The sequence below is a fragment of the Chloroflexota bacterium genome (assembly GCA_013152435.1).
Lineage (GTDB): Bacteria > Chloroflexota > Anaerolineae > DUEN01 > DUEN01 > DUEN01.
Genome location: JAADGJ010000039.1, coordinates 26,450 through 51,757 on the forward strand (window position 1 = coordinate 26,450; position 25,308 = coordinate 51,757).

Here is a 25,308-nt window from a genome sequence, read left to right on the forward strand (position 1 = left end):
GAAAAGTAAGCTGATTTCCTTGACGCGATCGCTCCGGAGAGGGTGAGAGGGACGAAAAATAAGGGATTTCCCTGACCGATCAAGAGGGCTCAGGCGGGTGATCGCCCTCGTGACCTGTGGGCCCTCCCATCCTCATGATGGCGGCACACAGCGCCGCGATGTCCCCGATGCGCTCGCCAAGGGCGGCAGGGACCACGCGGCAGGCGCTCACCGCGCCCGGCAACGCCTCCCGTTGCATCTCCTCCCGGGCGGGGCCCAACACCCATTCCCCCAGACGCACGGCGAGGGACCCGATCACGATGATCTCCGGGTTCAGGATATCCAGCAGGATCGCCAGCCCACGCCCCAGATATCGCCCGGCCTCCGCCAGCACGGCCAGCGCGTCCGGGTCGCCAGACCTGGCCAAATCGGCCAGATCACGCACGGTCACCCGGCCGTCCCCCCACCGATTCGGAAACCGCAGGGCGGCCAGCCGCGCGATCCCGGTCCCAGAGCAGAACGCCTCCCAGGAGCCCTCCTTCCCGTACGCGATGGGCCCCGTCTCCGCAATGCGGATATGCCCCACCTCTCCGGCCAGATCGGAGGTGCCCCGATATAGCTGGCCGTTCAGGATCAGGCCGCCGCCCAGTCCCGTCCCCATGGTCAGAAAGATCACGTTGCGAGCCCCCCGCGCCGCCCCAAAGTACCACTCGGCTAAGGCGCCGGCGTTGCCATCGTGCTCCACGAATACGGGCAGATCGGTGCGATCCTGGAGCAACGGCTTCAGAGGTACGGCGTCCCACCCGGGCAGGTTCGGCGGGGAATAGATGATGCCGCGCTCGATATCCAACGGCCCCCCGACGGACACGGAAACCGCGCGCGGTGAACGCCCCTGAGACTCCGCACGGGCCCTCACCTGCGCGATGTGCCGGCACAACTCCTCGAACGTGGCCTGGAATCCCCGCTCCGGCCGGGTGGGGAATGAAACGCGATCGTAAACCCGGCCGCCGCGATCCCCCAGGATGACGGCCGTCTTCGTTCCGCCGATGTCGAGTCCCAGGATATAGATGGGAGTATCCACCGGGCGCCTCCCCTCTCCGTACAGATCCAGCATAGTGGAAAAACACGGGGCTGTCAACCACTAAACACCGCTTGCTTTTGGGCGCGAATACGCTGGCTCAAGGCAGGGGATGCCCACCGCCCCGGGCCAGCGCGCGTCATGATACGGTTGGATTAGCCGATCTTGAGCGTGACCTCCAGGCCGCTGCCGATGGGGACCAGCACGCTCTCCAGAGCGGGATCTTGTCGCACGCGCTCCAGGTAAGCCGTCACGGCATCCGCATGGGAGAGGATGTTGTCGGCAACGACGATGCTGCCGGGCAACAGCTTGGGCAGCACCAGGTCCAGGTACAGGGAGTAGTCCCGCTTATCCGCGTCCAGGAAGACGAAATCGAAGGGACCCGGCAGCTCTTTCAGGGTTTCCCGGGCGTCCCCCACGATGATCTCCACGACATCTTCCAGCCCGGCGCGGGCCAACGTCTCTCGCGCCGCCGCGGCCCGCTCGGGCGTGATCTCGCAGGTGATGACGCGGCCGCCGTTCGGCCGCGTGGCATCCGCCAGCCACAACGTGGAATATGCGAACGAGGTGCCCACCTCCAACAGACGCGTCGCCCGCGTGGCCTGGATCAGCACGTGCAGGAAACGAGCCGAGTCCGGATGCAGAGCCCACATGCGTGATGTAACCTCTTGCGGCCGCTCCCGCTCCCGACGAGCCCGCTCCTCCAGCTCGGCGATGATCTTCGCGATCCTTGGCTCCATACTCACGTCTCCCTTACCCGGTTTGCTGTGTCTGGAAGGCGGCAACGATCTGGGGCTGCAGCAGATACCAGATGATCAGCCCGCCGATGATCGTGCCAATGGGGAAGTTCAAAAGTCGCAGAACGGACAGTCCTATCGCCGCAATGCGGGCCCATTCCCTCATGTGCCAAAGCCCCCATCCCACGAGGAGATTCGCCAAGGCCAGCAGAAACAGGAACCCGGCCGCCAACACCATGATCCCCCCGACGATGGGGACGGCGATACGCGCATCCGGATCCCCGCTCGCCGCCACCCCCACGATGAACGGGATCGTCAGCAGAGCGCATATGCCCAGCCCGGTCACCACCCCAACCACCAGATGATACAACGCGATCACCAAAACGCCACCAGGGCGAGGCTCCATGATCTCCCCTCCTCACTCACTGAATCTGGACGAAGGCATCCTCCCTCACCTGGAAGATGAACACCTTGGGATCCTGCAGGTCCCCATTCTCCTCATAACGGATCGGGCCGATCAGGGTGTCGATGCGCGCCTCCCGGAGGGCAGCAGCGATCTGCGGCCCATCCACCTTCCCCGCCTTGCGAGCGCCCTCCGCCAGAACGGTCATCGCCACATATCCGTTGATGGAATACGTATCCGGATTGCGATATTCCACCGCCTGGTAAGCCTTGATCCAATCCTCATCCACGGCCAGCGCCGGACTTGGAGCGAAGGCGCTCACGTACATTCCCTCCGCCGTCCCATCCGATTCGTCGATCGTGGCCGACAGGAAGGCACCATCGCTGGCCAGCATGGGCACGGAGATCCCCGCCCGCACCAGGGCCGACCGCAGATAGGGCGCCTCGATCTCGTAACCCGCGTAGAAGATCGCGTCCGGGGCGGCCTCCTGGACGCGGGCCACCTCCTTCGCGTATTGCGATTGCCCCTCGGCCACCTGAAGGGTGAGCACCACATCCGCCCCCAGGCGCTTCAGCTCCTGCGTGATGAGATCGCGCAGGCCGATCCCGTACTCCGTGTCGTTGTGGATGACGGCAACCCGCCGCGCGTTCAATTTCTCCACGAGGAAGGCAGCGTCCACCCGGGCCTGCACCGCGTCGTTCGCGTTCACCCGGAAGAAGTTGCGATATCCACGCTGGGTTAGCGAAAGCTCCGAGGCGGTAGGGGTGATGACGACGATGGGGAGATCCTTATAGATCTCCATGGCCGCCAGCGTCTGACCGCTATTATAATGCCCGACCACCCCCAGCACACGCTCGCCGCTTTGGACCGCCTGGCGTATCTGCTCGGCCACCTGCACGGCGACATCGGAATCCGATTCGTCGTCCAGGGCGACCACCCGGATCTGATACCCGAGCAGCCCACCGGAGCGATTGATCTCCTCGGCGGCCAGGCGCACTCCGCCGACCACCGTCTGTCCTCCATTGGCCTGGAATCCGGACAACGGCGCGGCGACGTAAACGGTGACCTCCCCCTTGGGAGCAGAGGAGCACCCCGTGACCAGCCATCCCAACAGCAACAGCCACACAACGATTCGGCGCATGCCCTTCCCCACGATCAAAGAGATATCCATCGGTGAAGATCCCCGTGAGAGGGGATCCCACCACGATTTGGAAAGCACGGTCTTACGATTCGACGGAGGCCCCCTCCTCGAAGGAGGTTTCGTACACCTCGTCGATGGCCTGCACGATGTCCTGGAGGGCGGCCACCTGATCCGAGATGTCCTTTCGCAGCCGTCGAGCCCGATCGCTATCCACATCACGGGCGCCGATCAACTGGATCTGGGAGTACACCGTCCCCAACGCCGAGATGGTGGCCTCCAGCTGATAGCGCGCTCGGTCCATGGTGTTATCCAGCGCCTCCAGGCTGCGCCATTGCGCCTCCCGGCTTTTCAGGGCAGCCTCCAGCTGCGCCCGCACGCTGGGGTCGTCCTCCCGCTGGAGCTGAGCGCGCAGCCGTCGGATATCCTCCGGCACCTTGGCCCGATCGCGATGGATGATCGGGTCCGACAGGTACGCGTCCACCTTCTCCGCCAGCCGATAGACGCTCTCCAGCCAATCCTCCAGCTGTCGGACGGTCTCCATCAGATGATCGCGCAACACCCCGGAGCGCTGCCGATGAACCAGCCGCTCCATACGTTCGTGATAGCGCAACGCCTGCTCCACCTGGGACCGCAGCGTCTCATCCCGGATACGACGCGGGTTGAACCGCTGGCGAAAGAGCTCCGCCACCACGCGGGCGTTGGTCTCCGGATCGGTCAGGCTGGTGTACACGATGAGCAGCACGGCCGCGCAGGCCAACGCCCCCCATCCCCAGATCGGCCAGGCCGGAAACGGCCGCGGAAGGAAATAGGTGAGCAGGATCGCCCCCGCGATCACCACCGCGCTCTCCCAGCGGAACAGCGCGTACTGGATCATCGCCCCACGGGCGCGTCGTTCGAGTTGGTCTCGGGTTCGTTCGCGAGTCATCAGAAGTAACTGGACAGGATCTTATAGAGTTCTCGAATGGTTTGCAGATCCCCCTGGCGGACCTGCCCCCCTGACGCCTCGGCCAGCGCCTTCAGCACATCATAATCCGCATCGTTCCCATAGGCGATGGCGAAGATCACCACCGGCGGCCCCTTCTGGTTACTCTCCTGGATCTCCCGGACCAGCGCCTTCAGCTCGACGTTCGATGAGTTCTCGCGCCCATCGGTCATCACGACGATGGCGTTGATCCGTTCGGCGTCGTTCAGACGCCACAGACGCATGTAGGCGGTGCGCACGGCGTCTAACAGGGCCGTTCCCCCACCCGCCTCCAGCTGGTCGATCCTCTGCATGAGCCGCCCCCGGCTCTCACCTAGCTCCGCGAGGGGCTCGATATGGTTGACCTGGTCGGAGAACTCCACCATCCCCACACGTTCCAGGTCCCCTTTGATCTGGTCCAGGAAGATGCGCAGCGCCTGCTGCGCGGCCTCCAGCTTCTCCCCCTCCATGCTCCCCGATGTATCCACCACCAGGAAGACGTTGGTGTGGCGCTTCGTGTACCACCAGACGTTGCGCACAACCTCCACGACTTTGGGCCCAGGGATCTGGAGGGTGGTCTGCGGCTGCGTCGGATCGACGCCGTTCTCCTGGGTGAGAGGAGACCCGGCCCCATCCAGGGGGATGCTCAGATCAGCCGGGCGATATCCGGCCGCCAGGATCCGCTCCTGCACAGCGGGCGACAACAGGAACTCCCGGAACGCCTGAAACGTGCGCCGCTGGTTGGCAGTGGGCTCCGGTCGCTCCAGGAGGGCCAGCGGGTGATCGGCCCACAGCGTCCCCTCGACGGGGTAAATGGCCACCAGGCGCTCGGACGGCCCTTCCAGGTTGAATTGGATCACCAACTGCTCCTGGACCACGAAAGCATCCAGGTAACGTCGGCCCTCTTTTCGCGCCCGCTCCAGGACGGCCAGCTCGCCCTCGCCGTAGTACCGCACCGTCCGCTCGATGGCCGTCACATAGTCGAGGGTGCTCTGGGCCTGCGCGTCCTCGATCGTCAGGTCGCGCACCTTGCCCACGGCCGCGTAGAACTCGGCCAGGGTGGCCAGCAGGCCGCTAGCATGACTGGTGGAGGCGTGATTCCATTTGAAGTCCGGATCTTGCTGGGCCTTCTGCTGGATATCGCGCCACCCGATCGGCCGGTCCGGCCATCCCAGATCCCGGGCCACCGACTCCCACGCGGCGATGACGATGGGGCTGACCGCGTACCGGGTGGTATCGGCGATGATACGCGGGGCGATCCCCTCCGTCGCGCCGACTCGTTCCGCATAGGCACGATCCAGTTGATCCAGCCAGAGGGACGAGTCCGGATTGAGCGCTTGCACCGAGACGGGAACCTGGTACTCCGGGAGCGCCTGCTGCAAGGCGGCCTCGATCATCGTCTCCGAGTCCATGGCATGGATCTGCACGACCATCTTCTTCCCGTCCGGGGTGCGCTGCTTCTGCCCGTTAAAGTCATCGGCCAGCTCCTGCAGCAGCGCTTCCTTCTCCGGAGAGACGGCGACGGCCAGGGTAGCGCTGTAGGGATCGCGAGAGGGCTTCTCGGCCGTCGTGAGGGAATCCCTCCCTCCCCAGGCGAGGGCGAGAAGGAAGACACAGCACGCGAGCAGGAAGCCGACTACGGCCAGTGCGCCGCCGATCAGCAAGCTGCGGGAGGGACGCTTTCTGCGTGTGCGCTCATGGCGGGTCATCGCTCTACCTCTGCGCGACATTCAGGTCGAACCATCGCAAGAGCGCCAGCAGCACGTCCCGATCCGGGGAGCGCATGGCCTCGGTGCGCGGCACCACGGGGCGTACCCCCCGATCCTGATAGCGCACGAACAGGCTCTCGCCGTCGGTTACGGGCACCTCCGGGTTGGCCGGCCGCAGGCCATACTCAATGGCCTGACGCTGCACCTCCGGGGAGAGCAGGAAGCGCTCGAATTCCAGCGCCGCGTTCTTCTCCAGAGCTGTGGTCTCCGGCCCCATCCAGACGGTGAAGGGGAAGTCGAACCAGGTGACGTACTTGGGATAGTAGATGCGCAGCGGGTCCGCCCAGCGCGTCTCGATCCCGGCCATGTTCGTCAGCAGGTCGCTCTCCAGGAGCTGGCCGCCATCGCCCACGGAGTACCCAAAGAGGGCGAAGTCCTCGGCCGTATACGCGCTGCCGCCGCTGACATCCGTTACCGCCCCCATGAGCTCTCCCAGCCAGCGCTGGAAGTCGGGGTCCGTGACATCGGCGGTGGAGATATCGGGGCGATCGTAGTACTCCCCAGCCGCAGCGATCATGGCCGCCAGCCCCCCCACGTTCTTGCGGGGATTCGGCACCACCAGCTTAAAGAACCCCCACTCCGGGTCGCCCCCCAACTCCGGCCATCCCCCTTTAGCGATCGCCGCGTCGTGGATCGTCCGCCAGTTGATCTCGCCGAAATGCGCCTGCAACACCCGGGCGCGGCTCTCATAGATGCCCCAGGCGAACAGGGACACGACGATGGGGCGGGCCCGGTATTCGCCATCGGTCAGGAACACATCCCGTCCCAGCCGCTCTTTGTACGTGGCGTTGGCCAGCTCCACCAGATAGCGGGAGTCCGGGATCCACACGGTGGGGAAGCGCTCCAGCCGCTCCCGCTCTTCCGAGGAGAGCTCGTCAGGCGAGCGATCCCCCAGGATGCCGAATTCGTCCCGATCCCATTTCCCCAGCGCGGCGAGCCCATCCATGGCGATCACTTCCACGGAGATGGGTTCGCCCTCCAGTTTATGTTTCTCCTCGTTGAACTGTCGAGCGGCTGCCCGCACCCACGGCTCCACGGGAAGCGCGGTGAGGATGCGCACCTGGATGGGGCCGCGCGGGGTGATGGTCAGCGGCTCCGGCCGGCTGAGAGCCCGCCAGATCAGCGACGCGGCCACGATGGCCAGCGCCGCCAGAATGACAGCGAAGAAGATGATGCGAGTCCGGCTCATGGACAAGCCTTTCGTTCTGCGAACTCGATGACGAGCGAAGCTTTTCGGCTGCGCGGTCTATCACCGGGAGGGGCCATCGGGATCCGAGACGATCCGATCACGAGCCGGGCTCCCACACTTGGCCTGTGGGAGCCGTCTCGACAAGGGCCGCCTCGGGCCTGATCTGCGCCCCTCTCCGGGCTTTCCGTCCGTGCGGGCTACGCCAACCCAAGCCGCTTCTTGCGCTCCTTCAGCTGCGCCTCCAGGGTGTGTCGCTCCAGAACCTCGTCCATCTGGGCGTCCAACCGCTGTGCGTACATCTCGGACTGGGCCTGCGCCTTATCCAATCGGGCGCGAATGCTCTCCGCCACCCGTGCGATATCCGAATCGCCGGCCCCTACCAGATCATCCAGCGACTGAATGGCCCGTACCGTGATCTCCTTGGACTTGGCCAGGTCCAGCAGTGCCCTGAGCTCCTCTCGCTCCTGCTTCACGGTGGTCAGCCGGGCCTCCAGCTTCAGCTTCGCATCCAGCAGCTTCTGGTACTCCGCCTCCTGGCGGGCCAGCTGATCGCGATAGCTCTCCAGCAGCCGCTGTGTGGAGTTGAGCTTGCTCTGAGCCGCCATAGCCAGCTCGTCGCGCCCCTCCTGGAGGAACAGATCGATGTTGCGATCCAGCTCCGCGACCTTCTTCTCGTACTCCTCGGTCTTGCGCTTCAGCGTCTTGACCTGCCCCCCGACGGTGGCCGCCGCATCCCCCAGATCCTCCAGGTTGTCCTCGATCTGGCGGATGTACTGATCGACGACCGCCAGCGAGTTCGCTTTCAAAGCCCGATCGACCAGCGCGTGTAGGTTCGCCCGGATCAACGTGTCCACCTTTTCCAGCAGAGAAGCCATCGTCATTTCCTCCTCAAGAGTTTATCGGCATCCCCTTCGGAGCGCACCGGCAGGCTGGCGTCCGTGAAGGAGATACGGGAGATTCTGAAGGGCCTCCCACCCCCTCCAGGGAGGCAGGAGCCCTGAGAAGACAACTCGCCGGGGAAGACGCTCGATTCCCCTCAGGAGATGAGGCTTCCGTCGGCCAGCCCCATCCTCGCGCCCGCCCCTATGTCACACATGACTGGCGACAGACTTCCAGCTGACACCCACGGGGGGAGAGACAAGGCGGGCGGAGGTCACCCGCCGACTAGCTTGTACCCGCGGCCGCGCACGGTAATCAAATAGCGAGGGTTAGACGGGTCGGGCTCGATCTTCTGACGCAGCCGGCTCACCAGCTTCTCGATCCGCGCGTCGTCCACCTCGTCGATGTACGCCTCACCCCATACCGACTCCACGACGGTGTACTTGTCGCAGATCTTCCCCATGCGTCCATACAGGAGCAACAGCAATCGGTATTCCAGATTGGTCAGGGCGGGCGTCGGCTTCCCGTCCACGTACACCTCGCCCGAGTCCACATCAACCACGATCCCCCGCGCCTCCGGCCGCTGCACCAGATGCTGGCGCTGCACGTACTCGGTGAACGCCCGGCAGAAGAGGCGCGGGTCATCGCCGTTGCTGACGAGCACCCGCTTCTGCTGGAGGGAGGTCAGCCCGATGGGATCGGGGCGCCTGCCAGGATCGAACAGCGCGAGCAAGGCCTGCTGCTCCACCTCCGTCAGGTGACGCCACACCTTGGCACACTCCGAGCGCACGTTCAGGCTGGAGGCCAGGCGCTCCGCCACCTGTCGATGGATAATGCGATCCTGGATGGCATCCCGCACGGGCTGGCCGGTAACCAGACCCAGCTCCCGGCTCACCGCCTCTAGAAGGCCCGGATGTCCCCCGGCCCACTCCAGGATGAACTGCACATCGGCATCGCCAAAGGTGACCGGCTCTCGCTCCGTGAAGGCGGCGATGAAGCGCCGCGCGTCCTCCTCGTTCAGTGGCCCCAGGTAATAGCGATAGTGAGCGAACAGCTCGTTGAACTCGCCCACGTCCTCGCCGCCGCGAATCTCGCTGAGCCGGCGATCGGTGGCCGTGACGTACGTGAGCTGGCGCAGATATTGATCTCGCAGGGCCCGCAGGTTGAGGAACACCCGGCCATCGATACGGGCCAGGGGGGCGTCGAACTCGTCGAATAACAACACCAGCTCGCGACCCAGTTGCTTGACCAGGATCGTGATGGCCTGGTTGAAGCTGAGCGGCACGTGGAAGGGGCTGGGAGGGCTGACCACGGCCTCATAGGCGGTGCGCAGATCCCCGTCAATGCCGCGCTCCTGAACCAGATCGCGCAATTGATCCAGGATGCAACGCAGCACCAGCTCGTAGAATCCCTGGTCGCTCATCTCCAGCATGCGGTTGCAATCGATATACACCAGCGCCAGTTGATCGGCGTCCGCCCCCAGATGATCCCGCTGCACCTCCGGATCGCGAAGCTGGCGCATCAACGCGGACTTGCCGATGTTGCTGATGCCGATGATGGAACAGGGGTCCAATCGACGGATATAGCCGAAAATGTGCTCTGTCTCCTGCCATCGCGGGCGCGTGGCAGTCCTTTCGTGAACGAGTCCTACCATGACGTCATTGCCTTCCCTGTAAGCCGTTTGTCCGCCATCCATCGAGGCGAGAAGGGGGATGATCGCCTCACAAACCTCCGCCCTCGTCGGGGATATTCCTGATTGTATCTACGCACCATTCTCCCGGGCGTTTCGCCCTTCGGCCCGCTCCTGCCCGATATTCGGGAGATAGATGGGCACGGTGAAGATAAAGGTGCTCCCTTTGCCCTCCTCGCTTTCCACCCAGATCTTGCCGCCGTGCGCCTCTACGATCCGTCGAGCGATCGCCAGGCCCAATCCCGTGCCGCTGAATCGTCGCGTGGAGGAGCTGTCCACCTGGTAGAAGCGATCCCAGATCTTGTCGATCTGATCCGCCGGGATCCCGATCCCCTGATCCTCCACCTCGACGCGTATGAACGTACCCTCCCGTCGCATTCGAATCGTGATCGTCCCCCCTTGCGGGCTGAACTTGATGGCGTTGCCGATCAGATTGTCGAACACCTCGCCCAATCGGCCGGGATCCCCCCACACATCTGGCAGGTCCTCCTCCGCGTCTAACACCAGCTGCAGCCCGTTCTGCTGTGCCACAACCTCGGCGCCCCGGACGCAGGCCTCCGCCACCTCCACCAGGGACGTCCGCTGCCGCTCTATGACCTCCGTCTCCGCCTTCTTCAAGGAGATGATATCGTTCACCAGGTGAATGATGGCATCCCCCCGGTTGGCCATGACGCGGAGAGCCTCCTCCTGCTCCTCGGTCAACGGGCCCAACACCCCATCCAGCAGCAATTCCACGTATCCCTTGATGTAGGTCAACGGCGTGCGCAGCTCGTGGGAGACGTTCTGCACGAACTCGTCCTTCATGCGATCCAGCTGTTTCAGCTCCCGATATGCTCGATCCAGCTCCTCCGCGCGGGCGCGCTCGGCGGCATATAGGCGGGCGTTCTCTAAAGCGATGGATACCTGGTCCGCCAGCGCCTGCAACACGAAGAGGTCATCGCTATCAAAGGCATTGACCTGATCCGATTGCACGTCCAGCACGCCGACCACCCTGCCGGACAGGCGCATAGGCACCGCCAACTCCGCCCGGGTGTCCGCCAGAGGCTGGAAGAAATAGTAGCGTGGCTCCTGAGACACATCGTTGGCGAGCAATGGCTTCCCGGTGGAGGCTACCCAGCTCACGATGCTCTGTTTGGTCAACGGGAGGCGGAGGACGGGCTCGGTCACCTCGTAAACGCCCGCCCCGGCCTGCAACACGACGTATTGCCCCGTATCATCCAGCGTCCACAAGCTGACCTGGGAGTAGCGGAAGCGCGCCTGAAGCAAGCGCGCCACCTCTATGAGGAGGGTCCGCAAATCGAGAATGGCCGTCACGCGCTCCGTGACCTCCCGAATCGCCTGCAACTGCACCGCGCGTCGGTGCTCCCCCTCGAAGAGGCGCGCCTTCTCAATGGCGGTCGCCGCCAGGTCCGCCATGGCGTGCAGCAGCCTCTGGGTAGCCTCGTCCGGTATGGTGTCGAGGGAGATGATGCCGATCGCCCCCGCATCGGTGATGAGGGGGACCTGGATCACCTGAGGCGTGATCGGCCACCCGAAGTCCACCACCCGGGGATCTCGGCTGGTGTCCTCCGAGATGATGATCTTGCCCGTACGTATGGCCTCCCCGACCAGGCCGACCTCAGGCGGGATGTTCCGAGCGTTGAACGAGGCCACGAAGTCATCCGGCAACCCCCGCCAGGCCACCACGCGTAGCGCGTTCGTGCGCCGATCGACCAGAATGATGGCGGCCTCCTGACGGCCAGCCAGCTCAAAGGCGCTATCCAGCACGATCTCCAGGACCTGCTTGAGCTCGATGGCCTCGTTGAGCGCCTCGCTGATGCGCATCAGGGCGGAGAGCTCGCGGACACGCTGCGCCGTCTCGGCATGCAGCCGGGCGCGCTCGATCGCCACGGCGGCTTGGTTGGCGAACGCCTGCACCACCTCCGCATCCCTCTGCGAGAAGGCGTGCGGCTGTTCGCTGTCCACCGCCAGGATGCCGATTAACTTTGGCGCCTCCCGCCCCCCCACCAGCAGAGGAGCCCCCATCCAGGACCGCACATGCTCCGTGCCGGGGAGCTTTACCCACATGGGCTCGTCTCGCGTATCCGAGATCACGTGTGGAAGCGGAGAGGTGGGATCGAAACGCGTCAGATAATCCCCTGCCTCGATGCGGAACCCGAGCACGTTCGTCTCCTCGGGGAACCCGTGCGCCGCCCTGACCTTCAACACCTCGTGACCCGCGGGGCCTCGCTCCTGTAGCATCACACAGGCCGAGTCATAGGCCACCACCCGCTGCAGATGGGTCAGGACGAGCGCGAGCACGGTGTCCAGGTCCTGCACCGCGTTCAGCGCGCCGGCCATATCGCGCAGCGCCTCCGCCAGCTCCCGAGCTCGCCGCTCGGCCTCCAGCCGCTGCGCCTTCTCCAGGGCGACGGCGATCTGGTTCGCGAATAGAGTGATCGCCGGCATGTCAGAGGGTTGCAACTCCCCAAAGACGATCAGACTCCCTTCCGTTCGATTCTCGATCCTGAGCGGCACCAGGATCATGCGCCAGGAAGCGAAATCGCTGGGAAGATGCGCCCGCAGCGTCGCCGGATCCAGCTCCAGAACCCGCCAGAGAAAGTCCACCAGGTCGTCTATAAAGAGAGGGGTCTCCCCATCCAAATGCACGGGATATTTCTCGTCCCGCTTCGGCACGAAGGAGAACTTCAGGAAGGGTTGCCCCAACACCCGATCCAGGGCCTGTATGACGTACTCCGGCAGGGAGGTGTGGCGAACCTGCCAAGACGACCGGTCAGGGGTCACGGTGCCGATGAGGGCGTAGAAGCCCAACCTCTTCATCTCCCGGGCGACGGTCTCAAAGATCTCCTCCAGCGTCAGAGCGGCCTGCACCGCCACAGCCGCGCTGCTGAGCGTGTGCAACAAATCTTCCGATCGCTTCCGCTGGCTGATGTCCGTGAACGCCGTCAGGAACCCCTGTAACTGGTCCTCCTCCAGAAGGGGCGTCGTGCTGGCCAGCACGGGCAGTTGGGTGCCATCGGCCCGGAGCAGCGAGATCTCATACTGCTGCGTCTCGTGAGGGCAGTTCTCGTCCAATTGCGGGTTTTGATCCCGCCAGTCCGGTGGCAACAGCTTTTCATACGACCATCCGACGAAGCTGCCGGGGGCGTACCCCAGCATCTCCTCCAGTCTCCGGTTCGCGAAGACGATACGCCCATCAGGAGAGGTGAGCAGGAGCCCCTCGGCCATCGTCTGAATGATGTTCTCGTTGAAATCCCGTAGCTCTTCCACCTCCGCGATATGCTGCAACGTCGCCTGGAAGAGTCGGGCATTCTGGATCGCGATGGCCGCCTGGCGTCCCACGCTGGAGAGGATGGCGATGTCCTCCTCGCTGTAGGTGCGATTTTTCTCCAGGTCGACGACGGACAGGGCCCCCATGACGCGGTCGCCCACCATCAGCGGCACCGCCAGCACGGCTTTGATGCCGGCGGCGACGAACTCGGGCACGGAGCGAGGGTAGGCCGCGTAATCGGGGATAGCGAGGGGTTTCCGGGTTTGAATGACCTCGCCTATGAGACCCTCGTGGATCGGAATGGTGATCTGGGATAGCTCCTCCGGCAGGTTGTGCAGATACGGATACGTGATCATCTGCCGCGCCTCGTCCAGGAGGGCGATCCCTCCCGCCTGGCCGCCCACCAGCTCCTCAGCGATCTCGATGGCCAGACGCAGAACCCGGGGCAGATCCAGCTCGGCCACCAGGCTCTCGCTGAGCTCGCTCAGACGCTGCTCCCGCCGCAGCCGGCGGGCCACATCCTCGTACAACCGGGCGTTATCCACAGCCACGGCGGCCTGGTCCGCCAGCATCGCCAGCAGCGTCAGCTCCTCCTCGCTGAACGTGTGAGGGTGAAGATAGGCCAGGGTCAACGCCCCGATGGGCTCCCCGGCGCGCAACAGGGGAAAGGCCGCGATCGCCTGTATCCCCCACCGCTTGGCTTCCGGCGTGTTGAACAGGGGATGGGAAGGGGCGTCACTGATGACGATGGGGCGACGTTGTCGTATGGCGCGTGCGGTGATGCCATCCTTTCGCGGCTTGTATGTAACCGGCCGGGGGATGCCATCCGCCCAGCTCGCGGTGCCGAAGAAGAACTGATCGGAGGCCGCGTCGTAAAGATACAGGTGGGAATCGGTCGCATCGGTGAGCATCAGCACGCTATCCACGATGCGCTGCAACACGGCCTTCAGATCCAAGGAAGCGGCCACATGCATGCCCAGCTCGCGGAGGGTCTCCATCTGAGTCGCCCACCGCCGGGTCTGATCGTACAGCCGGGCGTTTTCCAGCGCGAGGGAGATCTGCTGGGCGAAGGCCAGAGCGACCTTTTCGTCCTCCTCCGTGTAGAACGCCCGCTTCGCGCTGTCCAGCGTGAGGACGCCCAGGACGCGATCCTCCACCATCAACGGCACGCCCATCCAGCTTCGGATGTACTCGAAGCCGACGTCAGGAGCCCACAACTCGCTCGTCCTCACGTCCGCGATGCGCAAGGGGCGCTTGGCTTGCGTGACATGGTAGCCCGCGCGCCGCTTATCGAAGGGGGACCAGATCTCTTTCAGAGCCTGGGTCGTCACGCGGCCGGTGGCGAACAGGATGCGGAACCCATCCCTCTCAATCAACGAGATGGCCGCGCTGTCATAGGGGACCGTCTCCTTCAACCCCAGAAGGGCCTTCCGAGCGACCTCGCGCAGGTCCAGCGAACTGGTGATCGCGGTGCTCAGCTCCCGTAGAGCCTCCGCCTGGCGCCGGCGCTTCTGCTCGGCCTCGAACAGCCGGGCGTTCTCGATGGCCACGGCGACCTGCGCCGCCAACGTGCCGAGCAGTTCCAGATCGCTCCGGGTAAGCGAGCCCACGCCGAAGTTCTCCACATCCAGCACACCCAGGATCCGATCCCCCAGACGTATCGGGACACAGAGCTCGGCGTCAGTGGGCAGAGAGGTGGGGACATACTCCGGGGCCTGGTGGACGTTCGGCAACAGGATGGGCTTTCCGGTGCGGGCTACCGTTCCCACGATCCCCTGCCCCAGGGGCACCCTCACGAGCGTCTTCAGGTCCTCCTCGCTATGCCCATACTGCGCCTGCAGATGCAGGGTCTCTCCCTCCAACGTATACAAGGCCACCAGGGGATAACGGAACTCGCCGGCAAGCTCCGAGACGACCAGATCGTAGAGCTCCGGCAACGAGAGGGAGGAGCGGATCGCCGTCCCCAGGCGGTGCAACGTGGAGAGGCGGCTGGCGCGACGGTGGGCGCGTTCCGCCTCTCGAGCGCGTCCGATGATGAGGCCGACCTGACGCGCCAGCGTCTGGCAGACCCGGACTTTCTCCTCCGACAGCGCGGAGCGGTCCCAGGAACGCCCCTCGCCCAGGGCGATGATCCCGACGACGCGATCCTCCACGATCAGCGGAACCAGGGCACCGGATTGGGCGTCGGGGAAGAAGGTGATCGACATCTCAGGTTCCGATGCATGAGTGATCGGGAACTCCCCTTCCGCCTTGGGCAGCCGAGATGCCCGCACCACGATGATGGGATGCGCCTCCTGGATCACAGACCGGCAGATCGGGGCATCGTCCAGAGCGATCGGCTGCCACAGCCCTGGCTTCCACGCGACGGCACGCAGCGTATAGGAGGCCCGGGTAACCAGGGTTTTTCCGTGGGTGTCCAGCAGGAGCACGCGACAGGCGGTCACGGGAAGCCGTTCGGTCAGCTCCCTGGCCAGGCTCGCCAGCGCCTCCTCCACGGTGGCGGAGGCCATCAGCGCCTGGCTGGCCTGCAGGACGAGATCCAACTCCTGGTTGCGCTGATGGATCCACTGTAGGAGACGCTGATGGTTCAGGGCGATCGCCGCCTGTCCGCGTATGGCCGCCAGCACGTCCTGAACCACGTCCGAGGTAAGCTCCCCCGGCTCACGGCTGGCGATCAGCAAAGCCCCCACCAGCTCCTGATTCACCGCCAATGGGCAGACCAGGATCACCTGATCTTGATCCATTGTGGGGGAGAAAGCGACCTCCTTCAAGCCGTCCGGCCCCGCCACGACACATCCTATCCGGCCCTGGGATACGATCCCTCCCAACACCGAGCGATTGAGAGGGATGGTCGCGTGGCAGCGCGTGAAACGATCCGGCATATTGCGCTGAGCGATCAGCCGGAGCAGGTCATGGCGCTCCTCCAATGTGTAGACCGCGCCCGATGAGGCGTTCAAGGCCTCCAGGACCCGCTCCAGGATCGCCATGCCCACGTCCTCCCACGGGGGCGGAGGAGGCAAACCAACCGACGAGAGCGCGGATGGGGACTTGGAATCGCTTTCCCGGGGGAGATAATGAGTCGAGGCCGCTGTCACAGCGCATTACCTCCTAGCATAGATCTCCATGATCTCCGCGACCGGGCCACAGTACGCACCACCCTGTGCGCTGGGGCAGATGACGCATGCCATATCCGGATCGGATCTCCTATCCAATCTCATCCCCAGGGCCCGGATTTGATGTATCCATAGATGCACAGCCCGCCTTAACAGATCGCGAAGCCACTCCCTGAAATCGTTCACACACACTCTCACCACAGCGTCACGTCCACCGACCGGACGGGAATAGTAGATGAGCGGACACCCTGCCTGTCCGCCCATCTCGTCTTGACTTCCCCGGCCGTCTCCCCCCGCGTCTCGATGTTGGTGTGATCAGGAGGTATTCCCATTCAGCGCCTGCGCTTACGTTTACGTGATCCGCGCGACTTGCGCCCTGAGGCGGCCTTCTGTACCCTCTTCGGCTCCCCTTGGGAGGGAGGCCTGCCATCCCCGCTGGCTTGGTCCTGCCGCATATGACAATGCTTGTATTTCTTCCCGCTACCGCACCAGCAGGGATCATTTCGGCCCAGGGTGTGCGTGCGTCGTATGGGCTGGGGAGCCGACGCGGCTCCGTTCCCCCGATGCGCCACCATGCGACCCCGGAAGACGGGGGCAGGAGCCATCTCCCGCACCGGCTCCACGTGAAAGATCTGATGGACGATGTCCTCCTGGATCGCCGCCAGGAGGCCCTGGTACATCTCATGTGCCTCTTTCTTAAATGCCACCAAAGGGTCGACTTGTCCATAGGCTCGTAGGCCGATACCCTCCCGGAGCGTGTCCAGATCAGTCAGATGCCGGACCCACCGGTTATCGACGGCCCGTAACATCACCAGGCGCTCGATCTGGCGCATGGTCTCCGGGCCCAGGGAGCGCTCCTTCTCCTCATAACGCTCCCTCGCCAGCTCGAGCAGCCGCTCCTCGAGCTGCTGTGGCGTCAGCTCCCGCCATCGCGCGGCCGTCTCCGTCGCGGGCAGGGGGAAGATGCGGTTCACGGCCCTGTGCAGCCCGTTCAAATCCCACTCCTCCGGCAGAACCTGATCGGAGGTATACGTGCTGACCAGGGCCCGGATCTCGTCCTCGATCATGCCCATGATGGTGGGCTTCATCGTCGGCTCGGAGAGGATGCGCCGCCGCTGCGCGTAGATGATCTCACGCTGCGTATTGACGACGTCGTCATACTCCAGCACGTGCTTACGCAGGTCGAAGTTGTACCCCTCGACCTTGATCTGGGCGTTCTCGATGGCCTTGGAGATCATGTTGTGCTCGATGGGCACATCGTCCTCGACGCCCAGACGCTCCATGAGGCCGGCGATGCTCTGCCCGCCGAACCGACGCATCAGGTCGTCTTCCAGGGACACGTAGAAGCGAGACGAGCCGGGATCGCCCTGTCGGCCGGAACGCCCACGCAGCTGGTTGTCGATCCGGCGCGCCTCGTGGCGCTCCGTGCCGATCACGTGCAGCCCGCCCAGGGCGACCACCTTCTCCCGGTCGGCGGCGCACTCGCGCGTCGCCTCGGCCAACACCTCGGCCCAACGCTCGGGGAAGACCTTCGTGGGATCCTCCCCGCGACGAAGCATCTCCACGGCCTCATTCCATTGCGCCTGCGGGATGGTGGTCAGGTCCACACCCTCACGGCGGAGCCGCTCCCGGGCCAGATTCTCCGGGTTGCCGCCCAGCAGGATATCCACACCACGGCCGGCCATGTTGGTCGCGATGGTCACCGCCCCGGAGCGACCGGCCTGGGCGATGATGGCCGCCTCACGCTCGTGATGCTTGGCGTTGAGGACCTCGTGGGGGATCCCTCGCCGCTTCAGCATCCTGGACAGCATCTCCGAGGTCTCGATGGCCACCGTGCCCACCAGGACGGGCTGCCCCCGCTTGTAGCACTCCTCGATCTCCTGGATCACGGCCTTGTACTTGGCCTCCTGGGTCTTGTAGACCACATCCGGGTGATCGATGCGGATCATGGGCCTGTGGGTCGGGATCACCACCACGTCGAGATCGTAGATCTTGGCGAACTCCTCCGCCTCCGTGGCCGCCGTACCGGTCATACCCGCCAGTTTGTTGTACATGCGGAAGAAGTTCTGGAACGTGATGGTGGCCAGGGTGAGGGACTCCTGCCGCACCCGCACGCCCTCCTTGGCCTCGATGGCCTGATGCAGCCCCTCCGAATACCGCCGGCCGTGCATCAGCCGGCCGGTGAACTCGTCCACGATGATGACTTCACCATCGCGGACGATGTAATCCCGGTCCCGCTTGTACAGCACATGGGCCCGGAGCGCGTTATCCAGGTAGGGCGTCAGCTCCAGATGCTCCGGGGCGTAGAGATTGTCGATGCCCAGCCACTGCTCGATCTTGGAGATGCCGGACTCCGTCAGGGTGACTACCCGCAATTTCTCGTCGACGGTGTAGTCCTCCTCCGGGCGTAGTCGTCGCACCAATTCGGCGAACTTCCGATAGTAGTCGGAGGACTCCTGAGCCGTGCCGGAGATGATCAGAGGCGTGCGAGCCTCGTCGATGAGGATGTTGTCCACCTCGTCCACGATGGCGTAGTGGAGCTCGCGCTGGACGCACTGGCTCAGGTCGATGACCATGTTGTCGCGCAGGTAGTCAAAGCCGAACTCGTTGTTGGTGCCGTACGTGATGTCCGCCTCGTAGGCCTCCCGCCGACTGCACGGGCGCAGGAACTGATAGCGATCATCCTGGGCCGGATACGCGGGATCGAACAGGAAGGATCCCTTTTCCGGATCGGCGGCGGCGGACTGGATCACGCCCACGCTCAGGCCAAGCAAGTGGTAGATCGGCCCCATCCACTGCACGCCGACCTTGGACAGATAGTCGTTCGGCGTGACCAGATGGGCCCCGCGCCCCACCAGGGCGTTGAGGTACAGAGGGAGCGTCGCCACCAGGGTCTTGCCCTCGCCGGTCTTCATCTCGGCGATCTTGCCCTGGTGGAGGACGATACCGCCCAGCAACTGGACGTCAAAGTGGCGCAGGCCGATGGTGCGACGGCTCGCCTCGCGCACCGCTGCGAAGGCGCGAGGCAGGATCTCGTTCAGCACCTTCTCCTCGGCCTCCCGCAGCCTGGCATCCTCCCTCTTAAAATCCTCCCGAGCGCGCTGCCAGGCCTCACCACCGCGCGCGGTCTCCATCGCCAGCCGCGCCTCGTCCACCCGGGCGCGCAACTCGGCCGTCCGCTCGCGGATCTGCGCCCGGAATTGCTCCGTCAATTCGGGGAACGCCTCGTCCGGCAGGCGCTCCATCTCCGATTCCAGAGCATTGATCTGCTCTACGATCGGCTGATATTTCTTCAGTTCGCGTTCGTTTGGGTCTCCAACGACCTTACGCAGCAAAGTGCGAAACATGTTCTTCTTCCTCGCATTGTGCAAATGCACGACAAGATCAGGGATCGTGAGGTCCAGGACGGAGACACCGCACCCATAAGATCACGGCTCGGCTCGTAAGGAAGGCCGAGCCCAGGGTGCGGTGCTTGCCTCTTGGCGTCACTATAGGTTTCAAGTTCGGATCGGCTGAGAAAGCGGCAAGTGCGAATCGCACCGCTCCTGGCCCGCTGTACGTCCAGCCGGCCTTGTTCGCTTGACGCGAGATTTCCCCACTACCCCAAACACTCGAATTGGAACGGACGGTTATGTCCCCTCCAAAACTTTATCGCTTGCCATTATACCACATCTGATACCGCTGGCGAAACTCGACGTAAGATGCAGGTACTGCGCCCCTCAAAGCTCCCCGCCGCGCTCCTCCCGAAAAAGCCCCACGGCTTGGACACATGCTCTGCGCCTGCGTTTGCTTTCCCGCCGACCCGGTGCTAGAATGTCCACATCGCAATGTAAGGCAAATCACCATATTCGCTTGCAGAAGGCCCTTCCTCTCCAAGGGCCTTCCTGCTGGTTGGCGTCAGACGCTCCGCCCTCTGGCGCCTACGCCTTCTTGCATCCGCAAAGATGCGCGGGATGAACCACAAAAGCGAGCGCAAGTCTGGAAGATCTCGCCGCGGCGGATCCCGCTCGTCACTTGCGCTTCTTCTGTAGAGCAGGCCGAAATCAAATCTCGTGTTCGCAGGAGAGCAAGATGTCTCAGACAAGCGAACTTCAGGCCTCAAAGGTCGCATCACCCTCCCTGGCCGGGCGCCTGGCCCGCCTGGCCCAGTTCGCCTCCTCCTGGCTGGATCGGCACCAACCGCCGGAGGATCTGGTGCTGATCACGACGGCCATGCTGGTGGGGCTGGGGACGGCCATGGGCGCGGTGATCTTCATTCGCATGATCGCTTTCTTCCAGAGCCTCTTCTTCGAGAGCCTCCCCCATGCGATCTCCGCATTGGGGCCCTACTGGCTGATCTTAATCCCGATGATCGGCGGGCTCCTGGCCGGCCCCATCATCGCCTTCTTCGCCCCCGAGGCCAAAGGACACGGGGTGCCGGAGGTCATGATGGCCATCGCCCTCTACGGGGGGCGCATTCGCCCTCGCGTGGTGGCGGCCAAGGCGCTGGCCTCCTCCGTATGTATCGGCTCCGGCGGCTCGGCCGGGCGTGAGGGGCCCATCGTTCAGATCGGGGCCGCGCTGGGATCTACGCTGGGCCAGCTCTTCCGCCTGTCGGACGAGCGCATCCGCAACCTGGTGGCTTGCGGCGCGGCCGCCGGGATCGCCGCCACCTTCAACGCCCCCATCGCCGGCGTGCTCTTCTCCGTGGAGGTCATCCTGGGCGAGGTGAGCCTGGGGCCCTTCGCCAACGTCGTGGTCTCCGCCGTCGCCGCCAGCGTGCTGAGCCGGGCCTTCCTGGGCGAGGTCGCCGCGTTCCAGGTGCCCCGATACGGACTGAACTCCCCCTGGGAGCTGATCCTCTACACCCTTCTGGGCATCCTGGCGGCGGCGATCGGGATCCTGTTCATCAAGATGCTGTACGGGTTCGAGGAGGCGTTCGATGAATGGCGCTTCCCCGAATGGGCGAAGCCGGCCGTGGGCGGGCTTTTGCTCGGCATCCTGGGATTCATCTATCCCCGGCTGCTGGCGTTGGGGCTGGTGCCGCGGCAAGAGGCCTTCGTCGGGCTCGAGAACATCCCCTTCTTCCCGCACGTCTTCGGCGCCGGATTCCCGATCATCGAGGGAGCGCTAGACGGCAGGTGGTCCCTCACCCTGCTGATCGTGCTGATCTTCCTGAAGGTGCTGGCCACCTCGCTCACCCTGGGATCGGGGAACTCGGGCGGCGTCTTCGCGCCAGCCCTCTTCATGGGCGCGATGCTGGGAGGCGGTTTCGGGCTCGTCGCCGAGCAACTGGTGCCCCAATGGGTGGCGGGAAGCGGAGCCTACGCGGTCGTGGGCATGGCCGCCGTCTTCGCCGGGGCGGCCCGGGCACCCCTGACGGCGATCCTGATCGTCTTCGAGATGACCAATGACTACCGGCTGATCCTGCCGCTCATGTTCAGCACCGGGATCTCCACCCTGCTGGCGGAGCACTGGCATCGGGAGTCCATCTACACGCTGAAGCTGGTGCGGCGCGGCATCCACTGGGTGCGCGGCCGGGATATCGACATCATGCAGGGGATCACCGTCGCCGAGGTCATGACCACCAATCCGGACACGGTCTCGGCGGATATGACCATCAGCGAGCTGGCCGAGGCCTTCGCCCGCACCCACCATCACGGCTTCCCGGTGTTGGACGAGGAGGGGAAGCTGTACGGCGTGGTCACGTTACAGGATCTGGAACGCGCCACCGCGCGCGCGGTGCAGGACGACCTGCGGGTTCGGGACATCTGCACGACGGACGTGGTGGTCGCCTACCCGGACGAGCCGGTATGGGTCGTCCTGAAGCGGATGGGGGTGCGAGACATCGGGCGGCTTCCCGTGGTGGATCGGGACGACCCGCGGCGCCTGCTCGGCATGGTCCGGCGCAGCGACATCGTGCGAGCGTATAACATCGCCATCACCCGCCGGCTGGAACTGCAACACCGCATGGATCGCCTGCGCCTGGGGAAGGTCACGGGGACGGAATTCGTGGAGGCCGAGGTGACGCCCGAGAGCCTGGCGGCCGGCCGGCAGATCCGAGAGCTCCCGTTGCCCCACGATTGCGTGATCGTCAGTGTGCGTCGCGGCCGCGGGCTGATCATACCGCACGGGGATACGGTCCTCCAGCCAGGTGACCAGGTGACGGCATTGGTGGATCTGAAGTGCATCGACGAGTTTAAATCCGTGATCTCCAGCGACGGCACGGGCCACAAGCCATGTGAAGACCACTGAGCATCCGGCTTCGCCACGCGAACGGGGCCATACGCACGCCTGGCAGGCACGCGTATGGCCCCGTCTTCGCGCTCTCGGATCGCCAATCGCTCCGATATCACCCCGTGGCCAGCTCCGCGCGCGTGCGCAGGAAGGAGATCACGCTATCGCGAGCCACCAGGCCGATCAGATGTCCCTCCTCGTCGATGACCGGCAGCTGGTTCACGCCATCGCTGGTCATGCGCTCAAAGAGCGCGCCCAAGGGCTCGTCCGGGCGGGCCGCGAGCATCTCATCCCGCGGGATCATCACGTCACGCACATGGGTCTCCTCCCACTTTCCCCGCCCGACCTCCTTGATGCGATGCAGGGTGACCAACCCAACCAGGTTATCCCCCTCGACGACGGGGAAACAGCGTCGCCCCGTCGGCATCATGAGCTGATCCACCAGCACATCCAGGGTGAGCTGCGGAGGGACCGTCTGGCAATCCGTCGTCATGACGTCTCGCGCGGTGAACCCCTCCAATAGCTCTCGCAGCGCCACCTGCTGGACGCTTTGGGTCGCCGCGCTCATCAGGAACCAGCCGATGAAGGCGATCCACAAACCGCCCATCCAGTTGCCGCGGAAGACCCACAGAACGCCCAGGAAGATGAAGATGTAGGCGATGCCCTGGCCCAGCCGGGCGGTGATGCGGGTGGCCCGGTCCAGGCTGCCGGTGGCCCCCCAGAGCACCGCGCGCAGCATACGCCCGCCATCCAAGGGGAATCCGGGGATGATGTTGAACAGCGCCAGGGAGAGGTTGATGCCGCCCAGCCACCCGCCCAGCACCGTGAGCGAGCGTATGTCCAGCAGCAGCCCGAAGAGCCAGATCATGCCGAAGCCCATGGCCAGGATCAGGGAGACCAGAGGGCCCGCGGCGGCGATCAGGAACTCGTCAAGAGCCCGCCGGGGCTCCCGAGCGATCTGGGCCAGCCCTCCGAAGATGAAGAGCGTGATACGCCGCACCGGCACGCCGGTCAGCAGGGCCACGACGCTGTGGCCGAACTCGTGGGCCAGGACCGAGGCGAAAAAGAGCAGGCTGGTCAGGACGGCCAGCATCCACACGAAGACGGAGGGCCAGTTCGTCTTCGGAAACACCTCAGAGGCCAGGGTCCATGTGAGCAAGGCGAAGATCAGGAACCAGGAATAGTCCAGGCCGACCTCGATGCCGAACACCCGAAACAACTTGATCGAATTTCGCATTTCCTCCCTCAATAACGGACACGACAGCTCAGACCTCAACCGTGGTCATCAGGGGGAGGTCTTCGCCCCGGTTCCCAGGGCGATGCGGAGGGAGGGCCCTCCGCTCAAGATTCTCTTCCCGCTTTCGGTCTGCCATTCCCGACTTCGGCGGGGAATCAGGCCGAAGTGCCCTTTCCCACATCCCACGTTTCCGCGCCGAATCGACTCGCCACCCCATCTTCGCGAAGGCACGAGGGGATGTCAAGTACCCTGGCTCTCCAAACGGGGCTTTTCAAAAATCTGACGGAGACTCTCCCCGGGCACCTCAAACCAGCCTCGCTTCACCTGGGAAAGGGCGTTGTAGGAGCGCAACGGCGTTGCGCTCCTACCCAATACGCCTCTAAGGCGATGGGAACCACTAAGGCACTAAGACCCCAAGATAGAGAAAGCGGAAGTGCACTATGGGGAGCTTACCAGCGTAAGAAGCAGCCTCGATATCCTTCTTTTCATATCCTTCTTGGTGTCTTCGTGGCTTCGTGGTGTGTTTTTCAGACACACTCCAAAGGCTCGGGCGCTACTTTAGATCTTGTAGAGGCAGCCCTTGTGGCTGCCTCAGGCGCCCACAAGGGGCGCCCCTACGGTAGGATTTCAGGGGCAGGTGTTCGAGCTTTGAAAAGCTCTGGCCCTCCAAACCGGAGCATCCGCCAAGCTCACCGGTCGGCAAACCCAGATGAGAAAGCAAGAGGGCGACCTGTCGGTCGCCCCCAGAACATCGCGATGGAGCATGCAAGCGTTACGGTGCCCGCCCGGGGCAACCAGAGCCCCCTCGCCCCCGAGCAACCTCCAATCAGGCCAGCAGGAGATGCGGGCGCTCGATCAGGCGCTTGACATGTTGCAGGAATCGGGCAGCCGGCGCGCCATCCACGATCCGATGATCGAACGACAGGCTCAGGATCATCATCTTTCGCACGACGATCTGGCCCTCCCGCACCACCGGCTTCTCAACGATCCGGCCGATGCCGAGAACGGCACATTGAGGCGGATTGATGATGGGGGTGAACCCATCGATCTCGAACATCCCCAAATTGGTGATGGTGAACGTGCCCCCGGTCAGGTCCTCGGGCGAGCTCCGCCCCTCCTGGGCCGCCTTGATCTTCTCGGCGGACTCCTGAGCGATCTGAGACAGGCTCTTCTTGTCGACATCCCGGATCACCGGCACCAGCAGCCCGTTCTCCGTATCGACGGCCACCGCGATGTGGATGGGCTCCAAGTAGTGGATCTCATCGCCGACCAGGGTGGCGTTGAGAGCGGGATGCTCGCGCAACGCCCGGGCGACGATGTACATCATCAGATCGTTGTAGGAGACCGGGATGCCGTCCTCCTTCAATCGGGTCCGTATCTCCACAAATTCCGTCGCGTCCACCTCCGTGAACTCGGTGACGTGGACGGCCGTCTGATAGGATTGCTGCATGCGTTCGGCGATGCGAGCGCGAATGCCACGCAAGGGCACCACCTGACGCACCTCTTCTGGCGTGACGGCCGCGGGCGCCGCGGGAGCCGGGGCCGCCGCTGCGGCCTCCCGAGCGGCACGCTCCACATCCTCCCGGGTGATCCGCCCGCCCGGCCCCGTGCCGGTGACCCGGCTGAGATCCACCCCCAGATCGGC

General features: G+C 64.4%; 14 protein-coding genes. 1 reads left to right on the top strand and 13 read right to left on the bottom strand.

Annotated elements, in window-relative coordinates:
* Positions 1-79: 79 nt before the first annotated feature.
* From GXP39_05250 to secA, 11 genes are all read right to left on the bottom strand, one after another.
* Complete coding sequence (locus GXP39_05250; protein NOZ27445.1) at positions 80-1,093, bottom strand: ROK family protein; 1,014 nt, start codon at positions 1,091-1,093, stop codon at positions 80-82.
* A 119-nt stretch (positions 1,094-1,212) separates the two neighbouring features.
* A complete protein-coding gene (locus GXP39_05255; protein ID NOZ27446.1) occupies positions 1,213-1,797 on the bottom strand; it encodes an O-methyltransferase in 585 nt (194 codons plus the stop codon).
* Between the two features lie 13 nt (positions 1,798-1,810).
* Positions 1,811-2,200, bottom strand: a complete 390-nt coding sequence (locus GXP39_05260; protein NOZ27447.1) for a hypothetical protein — start codon at positions 2,198-2,200, stop codon at positions 1,811-1,813.
* 16 nt (positions 2,201-2,216) lie between these two features.
* A complete protein-coding gene (locus tag GXP39_05265) occupies positions 2,217-3,368 on the bottom strand; it encodes a branched-chain amino acid ABC transporter substrate-binding protein (protein NOZ27448.1) in 1,152 nt (383 codons plus the stop codon).
* A 52-nt stretch (positions 3,369-3,420) separates the two neighbouring features.
* Positions 3,421-4,263: a hypothetical protein gene (locus GXP39_05270; protein ID NOZ27449.1), complete on the bottom strand. Its 843-nt coding sequence runs from the start codon at positions 4,261-4,263 to the stop codon at positions 3,421-3,423.
* The gene (locus tag GXP39_05275) at positions 4,263-6,008 is read right to left on the bottom strand and encodes a VWA domain-containing protein (protein ID NOZ27450.1); all 1,746 of its coding nucleotides are present in this window, start codon (positions 6,006-6,008) and stop codon (positions 4,263-4,265) included. Before GXP39_05275 ends, GXP39_05270 begins: the two co-directional genes overlap by 1 nt.
* A gap of 4 nt (positions 6,009-6,012) precedes the next feature.
* The gene (locus GXP39_05280; GenBank protein ID NOZ27451.1) at positions 6,013-7,257 is read right to left on the bottom strand and encodes a solute-binding protein; all 1,245 of its coding nucleotides are present in this window, start codon (positions 7,255-7,257) and stop codon (positions 6,013-6,015) included.
* Positions 7,258-7,454: 197 nt separating this feature from the next.
* Positions 7,455-8,132: a hypothetical protein gene (locus GXP39_05285; protein ID NOZ27452.1), complete on the bottom strand. Its 678-nt coding sequence runs from the start codon at positions 8,130-8,132 to the stop codon at positions 7,455-7,457.
* A 278-nt stretch (positions 8,133-8,410) separates the two neighbouring features.
* On the bottom strand, positions 8,411-9,790 hold the full coding sequence (locus GXP39_05290) for a hypothetical protein (protein NOZ27453.1): 1,380 nt from the start codon (positions 9,788-9,790) through the stop codon (positions 8,411-8,413).
* A gap of 108 nt (positions 9,791-9,898) precedes the next feature.
* On the bottom strand, positions 9,899-16,084 hold the full coding sequence (locus GXP39_05295; GenBank protein ID NOZ27454.1) for a GAF domain-containing protein: 6,186 nt from the start codon (positions 16,082-16,084) through the stop codon (positions 9,899-9,901).
* Between the two features lie 458 nt (positions 16,085-16,542).
* On the bottom strand, positions 16,543-19,557 hold the full coding sequence (gene secA / locus GXP39_05300; protein NOZ27455.1) for a preprotein translocase subunit SecA: 3,015 nt from the start codon (positions 19,555-19,557) through the stop codon (positions 16,543-16,545).
* A 724-nt stretch (positions 19,558-20,281) separates the two neighbouring features.
* Here secA and GXP39_05305 point away from each other — a divergent pair.
* A complete protein-coding gene (locus tag GXP39_05305) occupies positions 20,282-22,444 on the top strand; it encodes a CBS domain-containing protein (GenBank protein NOZ27456.1) in 2,163 nt (720 codons plus the stop codon).
* 97 nt (positions 22,445-22,541) lie between these two features.
* Here the strand turns inward: GXP39_05305 and GXP39_05310 are convergent, their stop codons facing one another.
* Both GXP39_05310 and GXP39_05315 read right to left on the bottom strand, forming a co-directional pair.
* Complete coding sequence (locus tag GXP39_05310) at positions 22,542-23,663, bottom strand: CBS domain-containing protein (protein ID NOZ27457.1); 1,122 nt, start codon at positions 23,661-23,663, stop codon at positions 22,542-22,544.
* Positions 23,664-24,489: 826 nt separating this feature from the next.
* Positions 24,490-25,302, bottom strand: coding sequence for a 2-oxo acid dehydrogenase subunit E2 (locus GXP39_05315; protein ID NOZ27458.1), 813 nt, complete (start codon positions 25,300-25,302; stop codon positions 24,490-24,492).
* Positions 25,303-25,308 lie beyond the last annotated feature (6 nt).

Coding starts and splice junctions, on each gene's coding strand:
- GXP39_05250 (NOZ27445.1), bottom strand. CDS start 1,093: ATGCTGGATCTGTACGGAGAGGGGAGGCGCCCGGTGGATACTCCCATC.
- GXP39_05255 (NOZ27446.1), bottom strand. CDS start 1,797: ATGGAGCCAAGGATCGCGAAGATCATCGCCGAGCTGGAGGAGCGGGCT.
- GXP39_05260 (NOZ27447.1), bottom strand. CDS start 2,200: ATGGAGCCTCGCCCTGGTGGCGTTTTGGTGATCGCGTTGTATCATCTG.
- GXP39_05265 (NOZ27448.1), bottom strand. CDS start 3,368: ATGGATATCTCTTTGATCGTGGGGAAGGGCATGCGCCGAATCGTTGTG.
- GXP39_05270 (NOZ27449.1), bottom strand. CDS start 4,263: ATGACTCGCGAACGAACCCGAGACCAACTCGAACGACGCGCCCGTGGG.
- GXP39_05275 (NOZ27450.1), bottom strand. CDS start 6,008: ATGACCCGCCATGAGCGCACACGCAGAAAGCGTCCCTCCCGCAGCTTG.
- GXP39_05280 (NOZ27451.1), bottom strand. CDS start 7,257: ATGAGCCGGACTCGCATCATCTTCTTCGCTGTCATTCTGGCGGCGCTG.
- GXP39_05285 (NOZ27452.1), bottom strand. CDS start 8,132: ATGGCTTCTCTGCTGGAAAAGGTGGACACGTTGATCCGGGCGAACCTA.
- GXP39_05290 (NOZ27453.1), bottom strand. CDS start 9,790: ATGGTAGGACTCGTTCACGAAAGGACTGCCACGCGCCCGCGATGGCAG.
- GXP39_05295 (NOZ27454.1), bottom strand. CDS start 16,084: ATGGCGATCCTGGAGCGGGTCCTGGAGGCCTTGAACGCCTCATCGGGC.
- secA (NOZ27455.1), bottom strand. CDS start 19,557: ATGTTTCGCACTTTGCTGCGTAAGGTCGTTGGAGACCCAAACGAACGC.
- GXP39_05305 (NOZ27456.1), top strand. CDS start 20,282: ATGTCTCAGACAAGCGAACTTCAGGCCTCAAAGGTCGCATCACCCTCC.
- GXP39_05310 (NOZ27457.1), bottom strand. CDS start 23,663: ATGCGAAATTCGATCAAGTTGTTTCGGGTGTTCGGCATCGAGGTCGGC.